Here is a 17,789-nt window from a genome sequence, read left to right on the forward strand (position 1 = left end):
GGTGTCCGAGTTGAATGATTTGTTAGGCTTATTTTCAGCTGCTAAAGAAAAATGTAATAAACCCCAATGCTATAATACCAAAGATAATGGCACCAACTACCTCTCCGCTTGAAGCCGGAAACTCTTTATAGGTCTGGCTGCAGAATGGGCAGATTGAGCGCTTGGGTACCGGCGTCCAACTTCCCTTACCATGCACTAACGGAGGGCCAGTAATAATTCGAGGTATCATTCTTTTTGAACAGGATGGACAGGTTACCTGTTCATCGTCGGCACGAGTTGAAGACGTGCTCTCCAGAATTTTGACATTGATGGCTTGGGGACCCTTCTTAGCATCTTTGTGATCAAACTCTACAACATTACCGATTTTGGGAAGCTCAGATCCTACTACTTTGCGTACTCCCACAAACCTATCGACGCCATCATCACCGGTGATGAATCCGAATCCTTTCTCATTGGAGAACCATTTAACTTTTCCCTTCATTTAATCTCCTAGAACAAGCGATACTTTAGCCTAGCATTATATTACCGGACAACTCCGGAACCCCTTATTTAAGATTGTTTATTTTTAATGTCTGCTTTTCCGGTTAATTCCATATGAAACAAGACATCACTGTATTTTTGCATTAATCGATAGTAGCAAAATCAATAAGTTGGGGGAAGCGTTGATTATTATGTGTTCGCTGTGCTGTCTTTGAAGCGAATATTGGGGGGGTGGTTGTTTGATTACCACTTGCCGAATAGTCTGCTGATAAAAGAGCTGGCATCTTTTCCGCTTAGGCTCGATATCATGGCTATCAGGGCGCTGATGGCGATAACTGTGTGCGTAATTGTGCTGGAGAAGTTGATATCGGTTATCAGCCAGTCAATACCTAGCGCAAAACCGTAAATAATCAGATAGAAAGGAAGGTAGATCAGACCGAGTAATAATATGAATACTATGAGACCCAGTATTCGAGTTTTTAGTGTTCGTTTTTCGTTGGGTCTCATGAATAGAAGGGTCTTTTTTGAATTTGGTGCTCAGAGCGGGACTTGAACCCGCACGGCCTACGGCCACTACCCCCTCAAGATAGCGTGTCTACCAATTCCACCACCTGAGCATAGAGGGACGATCAATTACTGATCTTGATCGTCTTTTTTAGTTTCTTCTTCAGTCGCTTCTGGAATCGTCTCAGAAATTGACTCTTCTTCAGCTGTTGGAATTTCTGTGCTGATGTCTTCTTGAGTTTCAGTTGGAATCTCAGAAGGAATTTCTGCTTGAGCTTCTGTTGGGATTTCAGCTGGCTGTGCTGTAACTTCTTCTACCTGAGTCGCTTCTGGGTCATCCAGTAATCCTGACTCGGCAGCTTCTTCCTGGCCAATGGCATGAATGGTCAATGCCAGTGCGAAGAAGATAATGGCCAGTATTGTGGTACTTTTGGTTAAAAAGTTACCCGCACCAGGCGCACCAAATAATGTGTTAGAAGCGCCAGCGCCAAATGAAGCGCCAATTTCTGCTCCCTTACCTTGTTGGATCAAAATAATGCCAACTAGAAGTAAGGCAACAATTAACAAACTAATCATTAAAAATAATTGCATCGTATTATCCTGCTATGTTGCAAATCGCGATAAACTCGTCTGCTTTTAAAGAAGCCCCGCCAATCAATCCACCATCGATATCGGGCTGGGCCAACAATTCTTCGGCATTCGCAGCTTTCATGCTGCCGCCATAAAGTATCTTAATTGATTCAGCGACTTGAGCACTCTTATTACGTAAATGCGCACGAATCGCTGAATGAACTTCCTGAGCCTGGTCTGGCGATGCTGTTACGCCGGTTCCGATTGCCCATACGGGTTCATAGGCCACTACTATATTAGCAAATGCATCAATACCGAGGGTATCGATCACAGCATCTAACTGCTGCTCTACTACTTGCATAGTGGTGCCTTTTTCTCTTTGTTCAAGGGTTTCCCCAACGCAAAGAATCGGTGTTAAACCACACTCGATAGCCTTGCCGGTCTTGTGTGCCACCAAAATATCGGTTTCGCAATATAAGCTGCGGCGCTCCGAGTGGCCAACAATAACGTATTGGCATCCGTTGTCTTTCAGCATATCACCACTGATTTCACCGGTGTAGGCGCCCTGTTCCTGTTCGCTTAAATCTTGTCCGCCAACAGCAATGGCTTTGTCGCCAATCAGGTTCTTAACTAAGGGGATATAAATAGTGGGAGGACAAACCAATACGTCGCTTTTCATTGCCGCATTCAACTGCCCAGTCATGCCGTTCATTAATGTTTCGATGAATGACTTACTGCCGTGCATTTTCCAGTTGCCTGCGATCAGCTTAGTGCGCACTTGGATGACTCCTCTTTATAACCGCTTAAAACCTGTGCCGATTACCTGTTTTGCCAGCGATTTTGACATCAAACGCCCAGCGGCAATCGCCCCTTTTAACAAAAGGGCGCAAATATTAACCGAGGGCTGAGATTAAAACAAGCTCTGTTGACTCTGATCAGCAGTTTTTGGCTTTTCTGGGCCGATTTCCCCAGAAAAAGCATGGATTTTGAGCTATTGATCCAAGTATAATACGCGCCGTTTAAGGTCGATTGGCTAAATTTTGACCTTAATTTGGAACTATGGCACCTGAAAACCCGTAATAACAACAAGATATGACTGGTTGTAGCTAGCTACAGACCAGGTCTTTTTGTTATGGGTCGGTTTTGCAGAATCCATAGTGAAGTGACAACCATCAGGTAATAAAAGTAGCGACCTATGATTAAGATTAAGAAAGGCCTGGACCTGCCAATTGAAGGGCAACCAGAGCAAACGATCTCAGCTGGTGCTACGGTAAAAACCGTCGCCATATTAGGCGAAGACTATGTTGGTATGAAGCCGACCATGCATGTGCAGGAAGGTGATGTAGTTAAGAAAGGCCAACTAATCTTCGAAGATAAGAAAACCCCCGGAGTAAAATACACTGCTCCAGCAGCTGGTACGATTAAAGCCATTAACCGTGGTAATAAACGTAAGCTGTTGTCAGTAGTGGTTGAAGTTGCCGAGCAAGAAGAAGCGGTTAGCTTTAATAAGTTTAGTCCTGAACAGCTATCTGGCTTGAGTCGCGAAGCGATTGTCGAGCAAATGGTTGAGTCAGGCATGTGGACTGCTCTTCGTAAACGCCCCTATTCAAAAGTTCCTGCAATCGATAGTGAGACTCAGGCCATTTTCGTTTCAGCCATGGATACTAATCCGCTAGCGGCTGACCCTGAAGTCATTATCAGCGAGCAGAATGAAGCCTTTAACTTTGGTTTGGATATTCTTGCTCAGCTATCCGGTGACAAGGTTTTTGTGGCGACTCGCCCTAATTCATCTCTTACCAAGAGCAGCAATGCCAAGGTTAAGTATGAAGAGTTCTCTGGCCCACATCCTGCAGGCTTAGTGGGTACTCACATTCATTTCTTATACCCGGCATCTATGAGCCGTCCTGTTTGGTACATTGGCTATCAGGATGTGATTGCTCTGGCTAAGCTATTTATTGATGGTGAGCTTCATACCGATCGTGTTATCGCGCTTGGCGGTACCATGATTAAGAATCCTCGCCTGATCCGCACCCGTATCGGTGCCAGCCTGGACGAGTTGTTAGCTGATGAAGAAAACGATGCTGATAACCGTCATATTTCAGGTTCGGTGTTGAGTGGCTTTAACGCTATTGATGCTCGCGCCTATCTTGGCCGTTACCACAATCAGGTCACTGTCATCCGCGAAGGTCGTGATAAAGAGTTCTTCGGCTGGGCGATGCCTGGTTCTGACAAGTTCTCAGTGACTCGTGCCTTCTTTGGTCATGTGTTCCGTAACAAGCGCTTCAACATGACGACTACTACAGGTGGTTCTGAGCGTTCGATTATGCCTATCGGTAACTATGAGCGTGTCATGCCTTTGGATATCCTGCCAACTCAGCTGTTACGCGCTATCGTGACTAATGACACTGTACTGGCACAGGAACTGGGTTGTCTGGAGCTGGACGAGGAAGATTTGGCCTTGTGTACTTATGTTTGCCCTGGCAAATACGAGTATGGCTCCATTCTTCGCGAAAATCTGACTAAGATTGAGAAAGAAGGATAAGAGAGGCTACCATGGGTTTAAAAAACTTTATTGAAAAAATCGAGCCGCATTTTGAGAAAGGCGGCAAGTGGGAAAAGTGGTATGCCTTGTACGAAGCTGCAGCTACCATTTTCTATACACCAGGTCACGTTGCCAAAGGTGGCACACACGTTCGCGACAACATTGACCTGAAACGCATCATGATCATGGTTTGGTTTGCTACTTTCCCAGCCATGTTCTGGGGCATGTGGAACGTTGGTTATCAAGCACAGCTTGGTCTGGCTTCAGGTTTAACACTACCTGACGCTTGGCAAGTAGACTTCTTCCAGTTCTTCGGCGGTGCTATTACGCCTGAAACCGGTGTGCTTGGACTGATGTTCTATGGTGCCTGTTTCTTTATCCCTATCTATGCAGTTACCTTTATCGTCGGTGGCTTCTGGGAAGTATTATTTGCCAGCGTTCGCGGTCATGAGATCAACGAAGGATTCTTCGTCACTTCGATTCTTTTCGCATTGATCCTGCCTGCAGAAATTCCGCTATGGCAAGTTGCTCTCGGTATATCCTTCGGTGTGGTAGTGGCTAAAGAAATTTTCGGTGGTACTGGTAAGAACTTTATGAACCCTGCCTTGGCAGGTCGTGCTTTCCTGTTCTTCGCTTATCCAAGCGAAATTTCAGGTGCTGAAGTTTGGGCTGCTGTTGACGGTTTCACCAGCGCAACTCCGTTGGCCGCTGCCGCTCAGGGTGCTATTACTGACTATGGTATTACTCAGAGCTGGTGGGACGCTTTCATGGGCCGTATCCCTGGCTCAATAGGTGAAGTATCAACGCTGATGATCATTATTGGTGGTCTGTTCATCATCTATGCCCGTATCGCTTCATGGCGCATCGTGCTGGGTGTATTGTTCGGCATGATCGGTATGACACTTATCCTTAATTCAATGGGCAGCGAAAGCAATCCTATGTTTGCTATGCCTTGGTACTGGCACTTAGTCACGGGTGGTTTTGCCTTTGGTATGTTCTTTATGGCTACCGACCCTGTATCAGCGTCATTGACCAATAAAGGTAAGTGGTATTTCGGTGCATTAATCGGTGTCATGGTGGTATTGATTCGTGTGGTCAACCCTGCATTCCCAGAGGGTATGATGCTTGCGATTCTATTCGCTAACCTGTTTGCACCATTGATTGACCACTTCGTCGTTCAAGGCAACATCAAGCGGAGGGCTCGTCGTCATGTCTAAGAAAGAAAGTCCAATGAAAACCATTGTAGTGGCAGTCATTCTGAGCTTGGTGTGTTCAGTTGTTGTTTCTGTTGCTGCGATTAAATTAAAGCCTTTACAGGAAACCAATAAGGAGCTTGACCGTAAGCTCAACATCCTTATTGCTGCCGGTTTGATCGATGGTCAGGCGCAAGCGACCAAAAAGCAAATCGAAGAAACCTTCAAGCAAGTTGAAACTCGCGTTGTTGACTTATCAACTGGTGAGTATGTAGAAGCTCCTCAAGGTTTCGAGCAACGTAAAGCTGCTAAAGATCCAAGCATGAATGTTCGTATTGAAGATGATATTGCTGGTATCAGAACGCGTTCTAAATTGGCTAATGTTTATCTGGTAAAGAAAGACGGTCAATTGGATACCATCATCCTTCCTTTCCATGGCTATGGTCTTTGGTCAACCATGTATGGCTTCCTGGCCCTTGATACCGATACGACAACCGTTGTTGGCTTGAAGTATTACGATCAGGCGGAAACTGCCGGTCTTGGTGGCGAAATTGAAAACCCAAAATGGCGTGCAATCTGGCCTGGTAAAGAAGTGCTCAACGAGCAGGGCGAGCCTGTGATTCAAATCGTTAAAGGCGAAGCCAAAAACGAACATCAGGTAGACGGCCTGTCTGGTGCTACCTTGACCAGTAATGGCGTAGAGAACTCTTTACGTTACTGGTTAAGCGACGATGCATTCGGACCTTACCTGGCTAAAGTAAGAGCGGGGGAATTGTAAAATGGCATTTGATAAACAAGAAGCCAAATCGGTCTTATTCTCACCGATTTTTAACAACAACCCAATTGCCCTTCAGGTATTGGGTATTTGTTCTGCGCTGGCAGTAACCAGTAAACTTGAAACCGCATTGGTTATGAGTTTGGCACTAACTACGGTTGTGGCTTTCTCTAACTTGCTAATCAGTTTGATTCGTAAGCAGATTCCATCAAGCATCCGTATTATCGTCCAGATGACCATCATTGCGTCATTGGTAATTCTGGTTGACCAGGTATTGAAAGCTTACGCTTATGAAGTCTCTAAGCAGCTTTCGGTTTTCGTCGGCTTGATTATCACCAACTGTATCGTGATGGGTCGTGCTGAAGCCTACGCCATGAAAAATGGTCCAGCCATGAGTTTCCTTGATGGTTTGGGTAACGGCCTTGGCTACTCTGTGTTACTGATTATCGTTGGTATTATTCGCGAGCTATTCGGCTCAGGTAAACTATTAGATTTCACCATTTTCCCGACTATCGCAGATGGCGGCTGGTATCACACTAATGGTCTATTAATGTTGCCAGCGAGCTCTTTCTTTATCATTGGTTTGTTAATCTGGGCACTGCGTACCTGGAAAACCGATCAAGTGGAGGATGCTGAATAATGGATCATTATATTTCCCTATTTGCAAAAGCGGTTTTCGTTGAAAACATCGCCCTGGCATTCTTGCTGGGTATGTGTACTTTCCTGGCAGTTTCAAAGAAAGTTCAAACTGCCATTGGTCTTGGTATTGCGGTTGTTATCGTACAAACGATTACTGTTCCAGTGAACAACCTGTTGCTTAACGGCTTATTGAAAGAAGGCGCTTTAGCGTGGGCTGGTTTCCCAGAAGCTGACCTTAGCTTCCTTGGCCTTATCGTTTATATCGGCGTTATTGCTGCACTTGTTCAGATTCTTGAAATGACTTTGGATAAATTCTTCCCAGCACTGTATCAGTCACTTGGTATCTTCCTACCATTGATTACTGTGAACTGTGCGATTCTGGGTGGTTCATTATTCATGGTTGAGCGTGATTACAACTTCCCTGAGTCAGTGGTTTATGGCTTTGGTTCTGGTTTCGGTTGGGCTTTAGCGATTGTTGCCCTGGCCGGTATCCGTGAGAAGATGAAGTATTCAGATGTACCAGATGGTTTACGTGGATTAGGTATTACCTTTATCACCGTTGGCTTGATGGCCCTTGGCTTTATGTCTTTCTCAGGCATCAAACTGTAAACGAGTAGAGAGGTTAACTAATGAGTGAAATAGTATTAGGCGTTGCCCTGTTTACGGTAGTGATTTTCGGACTAGTTCTGGTGATTTTATTCGCCCGTAAACAACTCGTAAGCACAGGTGATGTCAAGATTGATATTAATGGTGAAGCTGACAAGGCTGTAACCGTACCTGCTGGTAGTAAGCTGCTAAATGCATTGTCTGATAGCGGCATCTTCCTGTCGTCAGCCTGTGGCGGCGGCGGTACCTGCGGTCAGTGCGTGTGTAAAGTGCTTGATGGTGGCGGTTCTATTCTACCAACCGAGGAAAGCCACATTACTCGTCGTGAAGCCAGAGAAGGCTACCGTTTGTCATGTCAGGTTGCAGTTAAGCAGGACATGAAAATCGAAGTTCCTGAAGAAGTTTTTGGTACTAAAAAATGGGATTGTGAAGTTATCTCTAACGATAACAAAGCAACTTTCATTAAAGAATTAGTACTTAAAATTCCTAACGGTGAAAGCGTACCTTTCCGTGCTGGTGGTTACATTCAGATTGAAGCTCCGCCGCATAAAGTTAAGTTCAGCGACTTTGATGTTCCTGAAAAATTCCGTGAAGACTGGGAGCGTTTCAAGCTGTTTGACCTTGAGTCAGAAGTTAAAGAAGAAACTATCCGTGCTTATTCAATGGCTAACTATCCAGAAGAAGAAGGCATCATCATGTTGAACGTGCGTATCGCTACGCCTCCGCCACGTGATATGTCATTGCCACCAGGCAAAATGTCTTCTTATATCTGGGGCCTTAAAGCGGGCGATAAAGTAACGATTTCTGGTCCTTATGGTGAATTCTTCGCTAAAGATACTGACGCAGAAATGGTCTTTATTGGTGGTGGTGCTGGTATGGCTCCGATGCGTTCGCACATTTTCGATCAGCTACGTCGCATTAAAACTGACCGTAAGATCAGCTTCTGGTACGGTGCACGTAGTTCTCGCGAAATGTTCTACGTAGAAGACTTCGACATGCTGGCAAAAGAAAATCCAAACTTTGAATGGCATGTTGCTTTGTCAGATCCGCAACCTGAAGATAACTGGGAAGGCTATACTGGATTTATTCATAATGTTCTATATGAGAACTACTTGAAAGACCACCCAGCTCCAGAAGATTGTGAGTTCTATATGTGTGGACCTCCAATGATGAACGCCGCCTGTATCCAGATGCTTGAAGATTTAGGTGTTGAGCGCGAAAACATCTTATTGGATGACTTCGGTGGTTAATCCCCTTGGGTTATAACTGAAGGTTCTATAAAATAGGCAGTCTTTATGACTGCCTTTTTTTATGCCTGTATGAAACTACTGTTCAGCACATTATTGTTTGCATTAACTCTCACCGCCTGCCAGCAGGAAAGTCAATATACCAAGTTGTCCGGTAACACCATGGGCACAACTTATAACCTGACTTTTGAATCCAATAATGTTTCTGTTGAGGAATTAAAAGGGGCAGTTACTCAGGAACTCGAGACTATCAATCAATTGATGTCCACTTATATTCCTGATAGTGAAATCAACAAGTTTAACGCTCTAACTAACGATCAGTGCTTTGCCTTTTCTGATGCTACCTGGTTGGTGTTAGTTGCCGCTAAAGATATTTATCATCAAACCAACGGTGCTTTTGATATTACAGTTGGTCCCCTAATTCAACGTTGGGGCTTTGACGCGGCAGAGTATAACGATAAGGTTCCTGCTGAAGAAGAAGTCATCGCACTCAAACAGTCGGTTGGCACAGAAAAACTACGATTTGATTATCAAGGACAGTGTATTTCTAAAGCTTCTCCTGAATTAACAATCAACCTATCAGCAATAGCAAAAGGCTATGCGGTTGATCAGATTGCCAATATCATGGAGCAGTTTGAAATTACCAATTACCTTGTAGAAATTGGTGGTGAAACAAAAGGGCACGGCGTTAACCTTCACGGTTTTCCTTGGCGCATAGCCGTTGAAAAGCCAGCCTCCGGCATCCATCAACAGCAGCTACTAATCGTCGCATTGAGCAATAATTCCATTGCAACGTCAGGTGACTATCGCAATTACTTTGAAGTCAATGGCCAGCGGTTCTCGCATACTATCGACCCAGCAACAGGCTACCCCATTACGCACAACCTGACCTCTGTTTCGGTTATTCATCCGAGTAATATGTATGCCGATGCTTATGCAACTGCATTTAGTGTCATGGGTTATGATCGTACCCAGCAATTTGCTCAACAGCACCAGTTACCAATTTTCCTGGTTAAGAATGAGGATGACCGTTTGACTACATTTGCCAACGAACTGTTCAATAAAATGATAATTGACCCTAGTCAATCTAATGGTGAATAGGCAAGAAATAGCTTATTTTATAAACATCCTATGATAAAATAGCCCTGTTTTTAGCAATTATTGGTATTCAATCGTGACAAGTACTTTACTGCTCGCCTTTTTCCTATTCATAGCTGTCATAATCGTAATGGCGGTTGGCTATCTTGTTCAGCAGAAACGTATTAGCGGAAGCTGTGGTGGGCTGGATGCTTTGGGTATTGAGAAAGCCTGTGATTGCGACAAGCCTTGTGCAAAAAAGCGTGCTCGCCTGCGAAACGAGCGACGCCTTAATGTTGAAATACTAGAAGACTAATTGGTTATCTGATTAGTCTTTGCGACCTACAAATTGAATTGCCTTAAGAATACTCTGACGAGAAATCATTCCTACTAACTGACTTTTCTCCATTACCGGATACATGCGGCAATTATCTTTTAAGAAACGCTCTGCAACATCGGCAATATTATCATCCGGGTGAACCGTTTTAACCTCTTTAGTCATTAAATCCATGACTCGGTGTCCCAAGTCCCCATGATAGATTGCACTTAGAACGGTGTGCAGACAGTCTTTTTCTGAAATGAAACCCACTAATCGATTATGGTCATCCAATACTGGTGCTCCTGTTAAACGGTATTCCAGCATTGTCTGAGCAGCTTCTACTATATCTGTTTGTGGTTTTAATGTGATCATTGCCGAGGTCATATAATCTCTGACATGAACGGACTTTATCATAAAGCTACTCCTTGATTTTATTGTAAGAACTGAACAGCTATTTCGCTTATCTTTCACTTTGATAGTAGCTTATTTACCTTAAAAAACAAAGCCCGGCAAATGCCGGGCTTTGATAGAGGTCAAACTATCTAAATATTTTATTTAGTAGTCATAGTCTCTGCGTGTGCTTCAGCACGACGGTTCAGAGCACGACCTTCTTCTGTAGAGTTATCAGCAATCGGTTGCTCTTCGCCATAACCTTTCGCAGTTAAGCGAGAAGCATCAATGCCGAAGTTACTTACTAAGTAATCTTTTACAGAGTTAGCACGACGCTCTGATAGACCTTGGTTATAAGCACTAGAACCAACGCTATCTGTGTGGCCTTGTATCTCAGCGTTAACATCAGGATATTGACGTAAGAACTCAGCTACTTTAGCAATCTCTGCAACCATTTCTGGTTTGATTTCATACTTATTAGTGTCGAAGTTTAAGCGCATATCAACTACAACTTCTTCGGCAACTTTAACTTCACAACCTTTCTCGTCGACCTGTACGCCTGGAGCTGTACCTGGACATGCATCCTGGTAATCATAAACACCATCGTTATCGCTATCTAAAGGACAACCATTAGTATCTACTGCAGCACCTGCTGGAGTACCTGGGCACTGGTCATTTGCGTCTAATACGCCATCACCATCAGAGTCTTTTGCTTTCTCAACTGGCTTTGGAGCTGGTGCAGCACCAGATTTCACTGTGTCGCCAAAGAAGAAACCATAGCTGACATACCATACTTGATGATCGCCACGCTCGCCCGAATCTAACCAGTCATAACCAGCACGAAGGAAGACGTTGTCAGAAGCAAAGTGTTCAATACCAACACCTACTTTGTAGTAGCCATCTTCCAAATCAGGATGATAAACGCCATACTTATCGCTTAGCTCACCGTAACCTAATTTAATGAATGGATGTGTTGTAGCGCTACCCATCCAGCTGGTGTCGTTTAGTAATAGGTTTAACGCTGTGTTTTCAACATCAGTGCGTGCACCGATTGCATAATTAGGGATTTGGTTAAAGTAGTTATATTCAACTTCTAAAGCCACGTTCTTATTAAAGAACCAACCTAGACCAACACCACCAGATTGAGTGCTACCTGAATCCCAGTGAGAATCAAGCTCGATGTCATACCAACCTACATGGCCATAAAAACCATGACGGTCTTGCACTTCTTCTGCAGCAAACGCAGTTGAACCTAATGCCAACAAGCAAGCTGCGGTTAATAATTTCTTCTTCATTGTATTACCCTCTTAAGTTATCCATTTATGTTCCATGGTGCTTCGCATTATAGCGGAAACAATAAGTTAGATACAAAACATAAGCTCGTTTTGCCAGAATTTTACATTTTCTGGGCAAGATCTCGCACTTTTTGTGCCAACTTCTCGGCCATTTTTGTTGCCATTTTTGCATCATCCGCTTCAACCATGACTCGAATCAACGGTTCAGTGCCAGATGCTCTAAGTAATACACGCCCATGCTCCGCCAATTCTTTATCAACTTCCTGAGCCAGGTTTTGCAATTCTTGATTCGTCATAATCGACTTTGCATTGGTAACACGGACATTAATCATAGTCTGTGGAAATAGTGGCACTTCTGCAGCTAATTCGCCGATGCCTTTATTACTTTCCTTGATCACTCGAAGCACTTGCAACGCCGCAATAATCCCATCACCAGTTGAGTTATAATCTAAATGTATCAGATGGCCTGATGATTCACCGCCTATTAGCCAGTCATTCTTTTTCAGACTTTCCATGACATAACGATCACCAACCTTGCTACGCTCGAATGGAATTTCAGATTGTTTCAGCGCATTTTCTATAGCCATATTGGTCATTAATGTTCCAACCACACCACCTTTCAGTGTTCCTTTCTGCTTCAGATGATTGGCCATCATAAACATCAGCTGGTCGCCATTGATAACGTTGCCACCTTTATCAATCATCATTAAGCGATCACCATCACCATCAAACGCAATACCAATATCAGCTTGGTGCTCAATGACGGCTTTTGCCAGCGGTTCAAGGTGTGTCGCCCCGCAATCACGATTGATGTTTAAACCATCTGGTTCTACGGCAGTTTTTATGACTTTCGCGCCAAGCTCCTTAAACACATATGGAGCGATGTGATAAGTGGCGCCATTTGCGCAATCCAATACAATTTTCATGCCGTCGAGATTAAAATCATTTGGCACACTCGCCTTACAGAATTCTATGTAACGAGCTGCGGCATCTTCAATTCGATAAGCCTTTCCTAACTGGTCTGATGGTAAAGAAGTCATCTCTTGTTCCAATAAGGCCTCAATTTCCAGCTCAACTGAATCAGGTAACTTGGTGCCTTCAGATGAAAAGAATTTAATACCGTTATCATGGAAAGGGTTATGTGATGCGCTGATAACAATACCTGCGTCGGCTCTGAATGTACGCGTCAGATACGCAATGGCAGGTGTTGGCATAGGGCCTACCAGAAAACTGTTTACGCCAGCGGCAGTTAGGCCAGCTTCAAGCACCGACTCAAACATATAACCTGAGATTCGAGTATCTTTTCCTATTACTATTTTGCCTTTCTTACCCAGAACTTTTCCCGCAGCCCAACCAAGCTTCAACACAAACTCTGGCGTAATGGGGAACTGCCCAACCGTACCGCGGATACCATCAGTGCCAAAATATTTTCTCTCGCTCATTCTAATAAGTTCCTTATTGTTGTTTATTTGCCTTGCTCAAATGCGCAAAATAATTTAACGGCTTCAACCGTTGGTTTTACATCGTGCACACGCACAATATTTGCACCCTTAGTTAAAGCATACATAGCAGCTACAACACTACCATTTACTCGGTTATTTACATCAACATCAAGAATATTGCCAATCATTGTCTTTCTCGATACACCGACTAGCAGTGGTAAATTAAGTTCTTTAAAACTGTCTAAATGCTTCATCAGTTCACAGTTGTGCTGCAAAGTCTTACCAAATCCAAAGCCTGGGTCGAGACAAATACGGTCTGACTCTATTCCTTGCTCCTGGCAAGCAGCAACTCGTTCTAACAAAAATTCTTTTACATCTGTAACAACGTCATCGTATTGTGGGTTATGCTGCATGCTTCTGGGCTGTCCCTGCATGTGCATCAGGCAGACCAGTGCCTCATCGCTTGCTGCAACCGCATCTAACGCACCTTCTTCCTGCAATGCACGCACGTCATTAATCATTGTAGCACCAGCACTGATAGCTTCCCGCATTACCCGAGCTTTACTGGTATCAACAGAAACCGGTATCCCACTTGCGACAACTACCTCAACAATCGGTATAACCCTATCCAGCTCTTCACTCTCAGAAACTGCCTGTGCGCCTGGCCGAGTAGACTCTCCTCCGACATCAATGATATCAACGCCTTCACCTATCATGGTCTCAATACGTCTCAGGGCAATATCTTTACGCACATAACTGCCACCATCAGAAAAGGAGTCAGGTGTGGTATTTAATATTCCCATCACCAGAGGAGAGTTTGATTGAAATAAATCTTTCATGGTCTTTATCTATGGCAAAATGGAAAAAGGGCCAGAAAGGCCCTTTTTATCTAGTCAACAGATGGTTCTGTCACTGGTGAATCTTTTGGCGCTTCAGGTTGTGGTCCTGAGCCACCGTTACCACCTGGGCCCTTTTTATCCGACCAATTTGCCGGAGGGCTCGGGTCATCTCCATCCATAATCTGCTTAATCTGATTCGCATCAATTGTTTCATACTTCATCAGTGCATCCGCCATCGCATGGAGTTTATCCATATTGTCCTGCAAGATAGTTTTAGCTCGGTCGTAGTTACGATCAATGATGTCACGAATCTCAGCATCAATTGCACGTGCTGTTTCATCCGAAATATTCTTATGCTGAGTCACTGAACGACCGAGGAATACCTCGCCTTCATCTTCAGCGTAAGAAAGTGGACCTAACTTATCTGACAAGCCCCACTTGGTCACCATGTTACGGGCTAAGCTGGTGGCACGCTCAATATCATTTGATGCACCAGTGGTAACTTTATCTGGACCATTGAGGATTTCTTCAGCAATTCGGCCACCAAACAATGAAGATAGCTGACTTTCCAGTGCTTCTTTGGATAGTGAGTACTTATCCTGCTCTGGTAAATACATGGTTACACCCAAGGCACGGCCACGTGGAATAATGCTCACCTTATACACCGGATCATGACTCGGCACTTTCAAACCAACAATCGCATGTCCTGCTTCATGATAGGCTGTATTGAGCTTTTCTTCTTCGGTCATCACCATAGAGCGACGCTCAGTACCCATCAGAATCTTATCTTTAGCCTTTTCAAACTGCTCCATGCCAACAATGCGTTGATTGTCACGTGCAGCGAATAATGCTGCCTCATTAACCAGGTTGGCCAGATCGGCTCCTGAGAAACCAGGTGTGCCTCGAGCTATCACGCCAGGCTCAACGTCATCACCAATTGGCACTTTACGCATATGAACTTTAAGAATCTGTTCGCGGCCTTTAATGTCAGGCAAACCTACCACAACCTGTCGGTCGAAACGTCCCGGACGCAATAAGGCAGGGTCAAGTACATCAGGACGGTTGGTAGCAGCGATTACAATCACACCTTCGCCACCTTCAAAACCATCCATTTCTACCAGTAGCTGGTTCAAGGTTTGCTCACGCTCATCGTGACCACCACCTAAACCTGCACCACGATGACGGCCTACCGCATCAATCTCGTCGATGAAAATAATGCATGGTGCATGCTTCTTGGCCTGCTCAAACATGTCACGAACACGCGAAGCACCAACACCAACAAACATTTCTACGAAATCTGAACCAGAAATAGTAAAGAAAGGCACTTTGGCCTCGCCTGCAATGGCTCGTGCCAGAAGCGTTTTACCGGTTCCCGGAGGGCCAACCATCAAAACACCACGTGGAATTTTGCCGCCCAGACGCTGGAATTTACGAGGGTCACGTAAGAAATCGACTAGCTCACCAACTTCTTCTTTGGCTTCTTCAACTCCAGCCACATCAGCAAAGGTTGTTTTAACCTGATCTTCGCTGAGCATACGGGCCTTACTTTTACCAAAAGATAGCGCACCGCCACCTTTACCACCGCCCTGCATCTGGCGCATGAAGTAGATCCAGACCGCAATCAATAGAAGTATTGGACCGAAACTCAACAGGAAGGTACCGAAACCGCCACCCTCACGTTTTTTACCCGAATAATTGATATCGTTAGCTAGCAACAACTCATTCAGTTTCTCGTGGCCACCAGCAGGAATCTCAGCATTAATATCACTATTGGTGTTCAAATCTTTACCAGTCACAAGATTATTGTTTGGGTTGATTACCACATCGTCTACTTCCTTAGCTTCAATGCGGCTAACAAATTCCGAGAATGTGACCTGGCTATTGTCTGTCTGACGCTCCTGAATGGCGTCGATCACAATAAACAAGATGACCGCTGCTACGGCCCAAAATAGAATGTTTTTTACTAAATCGTTCAAAACCTGAACCTCAATCTTGGCAACGCTTTGCCTTTAATAATGACCACACATTATGCCATGCTTTGTCACTTACGAAAGCCCTGAAGCTTAACAAAACGTAACAAACACTGCTATCCGATTCGTGCTTTTTGTATAAACTTGCAGCACCTAGCCCTTATATCCTAAACCAACTACATAAACTTCGCGTGAACGTCCTCTGGACGCATCGGGTTTACGAATTAATACTTTATTGAATAGCTGACGACATTGACGGATATACTCATCAAAACCTTCTCCCTGGAAAACTTTGACCACATAGTTCCCGCCTTTTGTCAGCACCGTCTGCGCCAACTCCAGAGCGAGTTCGCACAAATACATACCGCGCGGCTGATCGACAGCATCTACACCACTCATATTGGGGGCCATATCCGATAAAACAAGGTCTGCCTTGCGCTCACCTATTTTGTCTAAAAGCTGATTGAGCACCGCTTCCTCGCGAAAATCACCCTGAATGAAGTCCACATCGGGCAAAGGGTCCATTTCCAGTATATCCAGTGCAAATATTTTTCCCTGATTCCCCATCTTATATGCAGCATATTGCGACCAGCCACCAGGTGCTGCTCCAAGGTCGACAACGGTAACTCCTTTGCCTAACAGCTTATATTTTTGATCAAGCTCTTCCAGCTTATACACCGCTCTGGAGCGATAGCCATCCTTTTGTGACTTTTTTACGTAAGGATCGTCAAAATGTTCTTTCATCCAGCGGTGGCTGCTTTTACTTCGTGACATAAATAAATATGCGTCTTTTTTCCTCAAATAAGTCTCTATTGTACCTTTTTTCAGGTAAAATGACCGCTAATAATCACTATCAGAAAGATGTAATGAATCAATTAAGTAACAACCAGGTAAAATTCTTACGCGGCAAGGCACACAGCCTGAAGCCAGTAGTCATGGTAGGCGCTAACGGCGTTACCGAAAACGTCCTGGAAGAAATCAATAATGCCTTAAATCACCACGAGCTGATCAAGATAAAAGTCCGTGCCGAAGAGCGCGAAGATAAGCAGGCAATGATTGACTATATCTGCCAACAAACCAAGGCGGCAAAGATTCAGGTTATTGGCCACAATCTGTCGATTTATCGTAAATCAGCAAGCCCAAAAATCATTTTGCCTAAATAAGCAATTTCAGCTAACGTATGAACTGCTCTTAATTATTTAGGATTATTATGGCTTACAGCATTTTACTGGTTGAAGATCATAAAGAGTTAGCAGCCACAACAGGCGAATACCTTGAGGCCTGTGGTTATATTGTCGATTATGCAATGGATGGTATTTCCGGCCTTAATCTTGCCAAAAGCAATCAGTATGATGCCCTGATCCTGGACGTGATGTTGCCTGGCATGGATGGTTTTACTATCTGTCAGCGTATTCGTCAGGAAGTGCAGTCCGATATTCCTGTCCTAATGCTGACCGCCCGTGACCAGTTGAAAGATAAGCTTGACGGCTTTGATGCAGGCGCTGATGACTACCTGATTAAGCCCTTTGATTTTGAAGAGCTTGATGCACGCCTCAACGCCATTATTCGTCGTCATAAAGGTGAGTTGGACTCTAAACCACTGGTGATTCATGATCTTGAGCTTGACCCCAAAACATTACAGGTTAAGCGTCAGGGTAAGAAATTAAAACTTTCTCCGACTGGCCTGCACATCCTGAAATTATTGATGCGTAAATCACCCGAAGTGGTTACTCGCGAAGAGTTGGAACGAGAGTTATGGGGTGACCTGGTTCCGAATAGTGATGTTCTTAGAAGTCATCTGTATAACCTGCGCAAAGTTATCGACAAGCCATTTCCGGAACAACTGTTACAAACAGTACCGGGGCTGGGCATTAAAATAACCCCTCCAGAAGAGTAATCTA

20 protein-coding genes and 1 tRNA gene are annotated in these 17,789 nt (G+C 44.4%); 10 read left to right on the forward strand and 11 right to left on the reverse strand.

Annotated elements, in window-relative coordinates; translation table 11 throughout:
• Positions 1-34: 34 nt before the first annotated feature.
• The 5 genes from CW740_RS10995 to tpiA form a co-directional block, all read right to left on the reverse strand.
• Positions 35-481 carry a cold-shock protein gene (locus CW740_RS10995; protein ID WP_106647543.1) on the reverse strand — a complete coding sequence of 149 codons (447 nt, stop codon included), beginning with the start codon at positions 479-481 and terminating at the stop codon, positions 35-37.
• 242 nt (positions 482-723) lie between these two features.
• Positions 724-987 carry a hypothetical protein gene (locus CW740_RS12455; RefSeq protein WP_157826417.1) on the reverse strand — a complete coding sequence of 88 codons (264 nt, stop codon included), beginning with the start codon at positions 985-987 and terminating at the stop codon, positions 724-726.
• A 24-nt stretch (positions 988-1,011) separates the two neighbouring features.
• Positions 1,012-1,097 (reverse strand) — tRNA-Leu (locus tag CW740_RS11000).
• A gap of 16 nt (positions 1,098-1,113) precedes the next feature.
• Complete coding sequence (secG, locus tag CW740_RS11005; RefSeq protein ID WP_106647544.1) at positions 1,114-1,575, reverse strand: preprotein translocase subunit SecG; 462 nt, start codon at positions 1,573-1,575, stop codon at positions 1,114-1,116.
• A gap of 4 nt (positions 1,576-1,579) precedes the next feature.
• Positions 1,580-2,332 (reverse strand): triose-phosphate isomerase, encoded by a 753-nt coding sequence (gene tpiA / locus CW740_RS11010; RefSeq protein WP_106647545.1) that lies wholly within the window; start codon positions 2,330-2,332, stop codon positions 1,580-1,582.
• A gap of 417 nt (positions 2,333-2,749) precedes the next feature.
• Between tpiA and CW740_RS11015 the strand changes: the two genes are divergently transcribed.
• From CW740_RS11015 to nqrM, 8 genes are all read left to right on the forward strand, one after another.
• Complete coding sequence (locus CW740_RS11015) at positions 2,750-4,096, forward strand: Na(+)-translocating NADH-quinone reductase subunit A (RefSeq protein ID WP_106647546.1); 1,347 nt, start codon at positions 2,750-2,752, stop codon at positions 4,094-4,096.
• An 11-nt stretch (positions 4,097-4,107) separates the two neighbouring features.
• On the forward strand, positions 4,108-5,313 hold the full coding sequence (locus CW740_RS11020) for an NADH:ubiquinone reductase (Na(+)-transporting) subunit B (protein WP_106647547.1): 1,206 nt from the start codon (positions 4,108-4,110) through the stop codon (positions 5,311-5,313).
• Complete coding sequence (locus tag CW740_RS11025) at positions 5,306-6,067, forward strand: Na(+)-translocating NADH-quinone reductase subunit C (RefSeq protein ID WP_018623908.1); 762 nt, start codon at positions 5,306-5,308, stop codon at positions 6,065-6,067. The genes CW740_RS11020 and CW740_RS11025 overlap by 8 nt, the downstream gene beginning before the upstream one ends.
• A 1-nt stretch (position 6,068) precedes the next feature.
• Positions 6,069-6,704, forward strand: coding sequence for an NADH:ubiquinone reductase (Na(+)-transporting) subunit D (locus tag CW740_RS11030; RefSeq protein WP_018623907.1), 636 nt, complete (start codon positions 6,069-6,071; stop codon positions 6,702-6,704).
• The gene (nqrE, locus tag CW740_RS11035; protein ID WP_018623906.1) at positions 6,704-7,312 is read left to right on the forward strand and encodes an NADH:ubiquinone reductase (Na(+)-transporting) subunit E; all 609 of its coding nucleotides are present in this window, start codon (positions 6,704-6,706) and stop codon (positions 7,310-7,312) included. Before CW740_RS11030 ends, nqrE begins: the two co-directional genes overlap by 1 nt.
• Before the next feature lie 20 nt (positions 7,313-7,332).
• Complete coding sequence (gene nqrF / locus CW740_RS11040) at positions 7,333-8,559, forward strand: NADH:ubiquinone reductase (Na(+)-transporting) subunit F (RefSeq protein ID WP_106647548.1); 1,227 nt, start codon at positions 7,333-7,335, stop codon at positions 8,557-8,559.
• Between the two features lie 45 nt (positions 8,560-8,604).
• A complete protein-coding gene (locus tag CW740_RS11045; RefSeq protein ID WP_227523859.1) occupies positions 8,605-9,657 on the forward strand; it encodes an FAD:protein FMN transferase in 1,053 nt (350 codons plus the stop codon).
• A 127-nt stretch (positions 9,658-9,784) separates the two neighbouring features.
• Positions 9,785-9,949 carry a (Na+)-NQR maturation NqrM gene (gene nqrM, locus CW740_RS11050; RefSeq protein ID WP_106647549.1) on the forward strand — a complete coding sequence of 55 codons (165 nt, stop codon included), beginning with the start codon at positions 9,785-9,787 and terminating at the stop codon, positions 9,947-9,949.
• A 12-nt stretch (positions 9,950-9,961) separates the two neighbouring features.
• Here the strand turns inward: nqrM and CW740_RS11055 are convergent, their stop codons facing one another.
• The 6 genes from CW740_RS11055 to rlmE form a co-directional block, all read right to left on the reverse strand.
• The gene (locus CW740_RS11055; RefSeq protein WP_018623901.1) at positions 9,962-10,366 is read right to left on the reverse strand and encodes a CBS domain-containing protein; all 405 of its coding nucleotides are present in this window, start codon (positions 10,364-10,366) and stop codon (positions 9,962-9,964) included.
• 137 nt (positions 10,367-10,503) lie between these two features.
• Positions 10,504-11,637, reverse strand: coding sequence for an OmpA family protein (locus CW740_RS11060; RefSeq protein ID WP_106647550.1), 1,134 nt, complete (start codon positions 11,635-11,637; stop codon positions 10,504-10,506).
• A gap of 101 nt (positions 11,638-11,738) precedes the next feature.
• Positions 11,739-13,079, reverse strand: a complete 1,341-nt coding sequence (gene glmM / locus CW740_RS11065; protein WP_106647551.1) for a phosphoglucosamine mutase — start codon at positions 13,077-13,079, stop codon at positions 11,739-11,741.
• A gap of 23 nt (positions 13,080-13,102) precedes the next feature.
• Positions 13,103-13,918 carry a dihydropteroate synthase gene (gene folP / locus CW740_RS11070; protein WP_106647552.1) on the reverse strand — a complete coding sequence of 272 codons (816 nt, stop codon included), beginning with the start codon at positions 13,916-13,918 and terminating at the stop codon, positions 13,103-13,105.
• Between the two features lie 50 nt (positions 13,919-13,968).
• On the reverse strand, positions 13,969-15,894 hold the full coding sequence (ftsH, locus tag CW740_RS11075; protein ID WP_106647553.1) for an ATP-dependent zinc metalloprotease FtsH: 1,926 nt from the start codon (positions 15,892-15,894) through the stop codon (positions 13,969-13,971).
• Positions 15,895-16,041: 147 nt separating this feature from the next.
• A complete protein-coding gene (gene rlmE, locus CW740_RS11080; protein ID WP_106647554.1) occupies positions 16,042-16,662 on the reverse strand; it encodes a 23S rRNA (uridine(2552)-2'-O)-methyltransferase RlmE in 621 nt (206 codons plus the stop codon).
• 92 nt (positions 16,663-16,754) lie between these two features.
• On the opposite strand from rlmE, the gene yhbY reads away from it, so the two are divergent.
• Positions 16,755-17,051, forward strand: coding sequence for a ribosome assembly RNA-binding protein YhbY (yhbY, locus tag CW740_RS11085; protein WP_106648183.1), 297 nt, complete (start codon positions 16,755-16,757; stop codon positions 17,049-17,051).
• A gap of 47 nt (positions 17,052-17,098) precedes the next feature.
• Positions 17,099-17,785 carry a response regulator transcription factor gene (locus CW740_RS11090; RefSeq protein WP_106647555.1) on the forward strand — a complete coding sequence of 229 codons (687 nt, stop codon included), beginning with the start codon at positions 17,099-17,101 and terminating at the stop codon, positions 17,783-17,785.
• Positions 17,786-17,789 lie beyond the last annotated feature (4 nt).

Origin of the sequence: Kangiella profundi (assembly GCF_002838765.1) — a bacterium.
Taxonomy (GTDB): domain Bacteria; phylum Pseudomonadota; class Gammaproteobacteria; order Enterobacterales; family Kangiellaceae; genus Kangiella; species Kangiella profundi.

Coding starts and splice junctions, on each gene's coding strand:
- CW740_RS10995 (WP_106647543.1), bottom strand. CDS start 481: ATGAAGGGAAAAGTTAAATGGTTCTCCAATGAGAAAGGATTCGGATTC.
- CW740_RS12455 (WP_157826417.1), bottom strand. CDS start 987: ATGAGACCCAACGAAAAACGAACACTAAAAACTCGAATACTGGGTCTC.
- secG (WP_106647544.1), bottom strand. CDS start 1,575: ATGCAATTATTTTTAATGATTAGTTTGTTAATTGTTGCCTTACTTCTA.
- CW740_RS11015 (WP_106647546.1), top strand. CDS start 2,750: ATGATTAAGATTAAGAAAGGCCTGGACCTGCCAATTGAAGGGCAACCA.
- CW740_RS11020 (WP_106647547.1), top strand. CDS start 4,108: ATGGGTTTAAAAAACTTTATTGAAAAAATCGAGCCGCATTTTGAGAAA.
- CW740_RS11025 (WP_018623908.1), top strand. CDS start 5,306: ATGTCTAAGAAAGAAAGTCCAATGAAAACCATTGTAGTGGCAGTCATT.
- CW740_RS11030 (WP_018623907.1), top strand. CDS start 6,069: ATGGCATTTGATAAACAAGAAGCCAAATCGGTCTTATTCTCACCGATT.
- nqrE (WP_018623906.1), top strand. CDS start 6,704: ATGGATCATTATATTTCCCTATTTGCAAAAGCGGTTTTCGTTGAAAAC.
- nqrF (WP_106647548.1), top strand. CDS start 7,333: ATGAGTGAAATAGTATTAGGCGTTGCCCTGTTTACGGTAGTGATTTTC.
- CW740_RS11045 (WP_227523859.1), top strand. CDS start 8,605: ATGACTGCCTTTTTTTATGCCTGTATGAAACTACTGTTCAGCACATTA.
- nqrM (WP_106647549.1), top strand. CDS start 9,785: ATGGCGGTTGGCTATCTTGTTCAGCAGAAACGTATTAGCGGAAGCTGT.
- CW740_RS11055 (WP_018623901.1), bottom strand. CDS start 10,366: ATGATAAAGTCCGTTCATGTCAGAGATTATATGACCTCGGCAATGATC.
- CW740_RS11060 (WP_106647550.1), bottom strand. CDS start 11,637: ATGAAGAAGAAATTATTAACCGCAGCTTGCTTGTTGGCATTAGGTTCA.
- glmM (WP_106647551.1), bottom strand. CDS start 13,079: ATGAGCGAGAGAAAATATTTTGGCACTGATGGTATCCGCGGTACGGTT.
- folP (WP_106647552.1), bottom strand. CDS start 13,918: ATGAAAGATTTATTTCAATCAAACTCTCCTCTGGTGATGGGAATATTA.
- rlmE (WP_106647554.1), bottom strand. CDS start 16,662: ATGTCACGAAGTAAAAGCAGCCACCGCTGGATGAAAGAACATTTTGAC.
- yhbY (WP_106648183.1), top strand. CDS start 16,755: ATGAATCAATTAAGTAACAACCAGGTAAAATTCTTACGCGGCAAGGCA.
- CW740_RS11090 (WP_106647555.1), top strand. CDS start 17,099: ATGGCTTACAGCATTTTACTGGTTGAAGATCATAAAGAGTTAGCAGCC.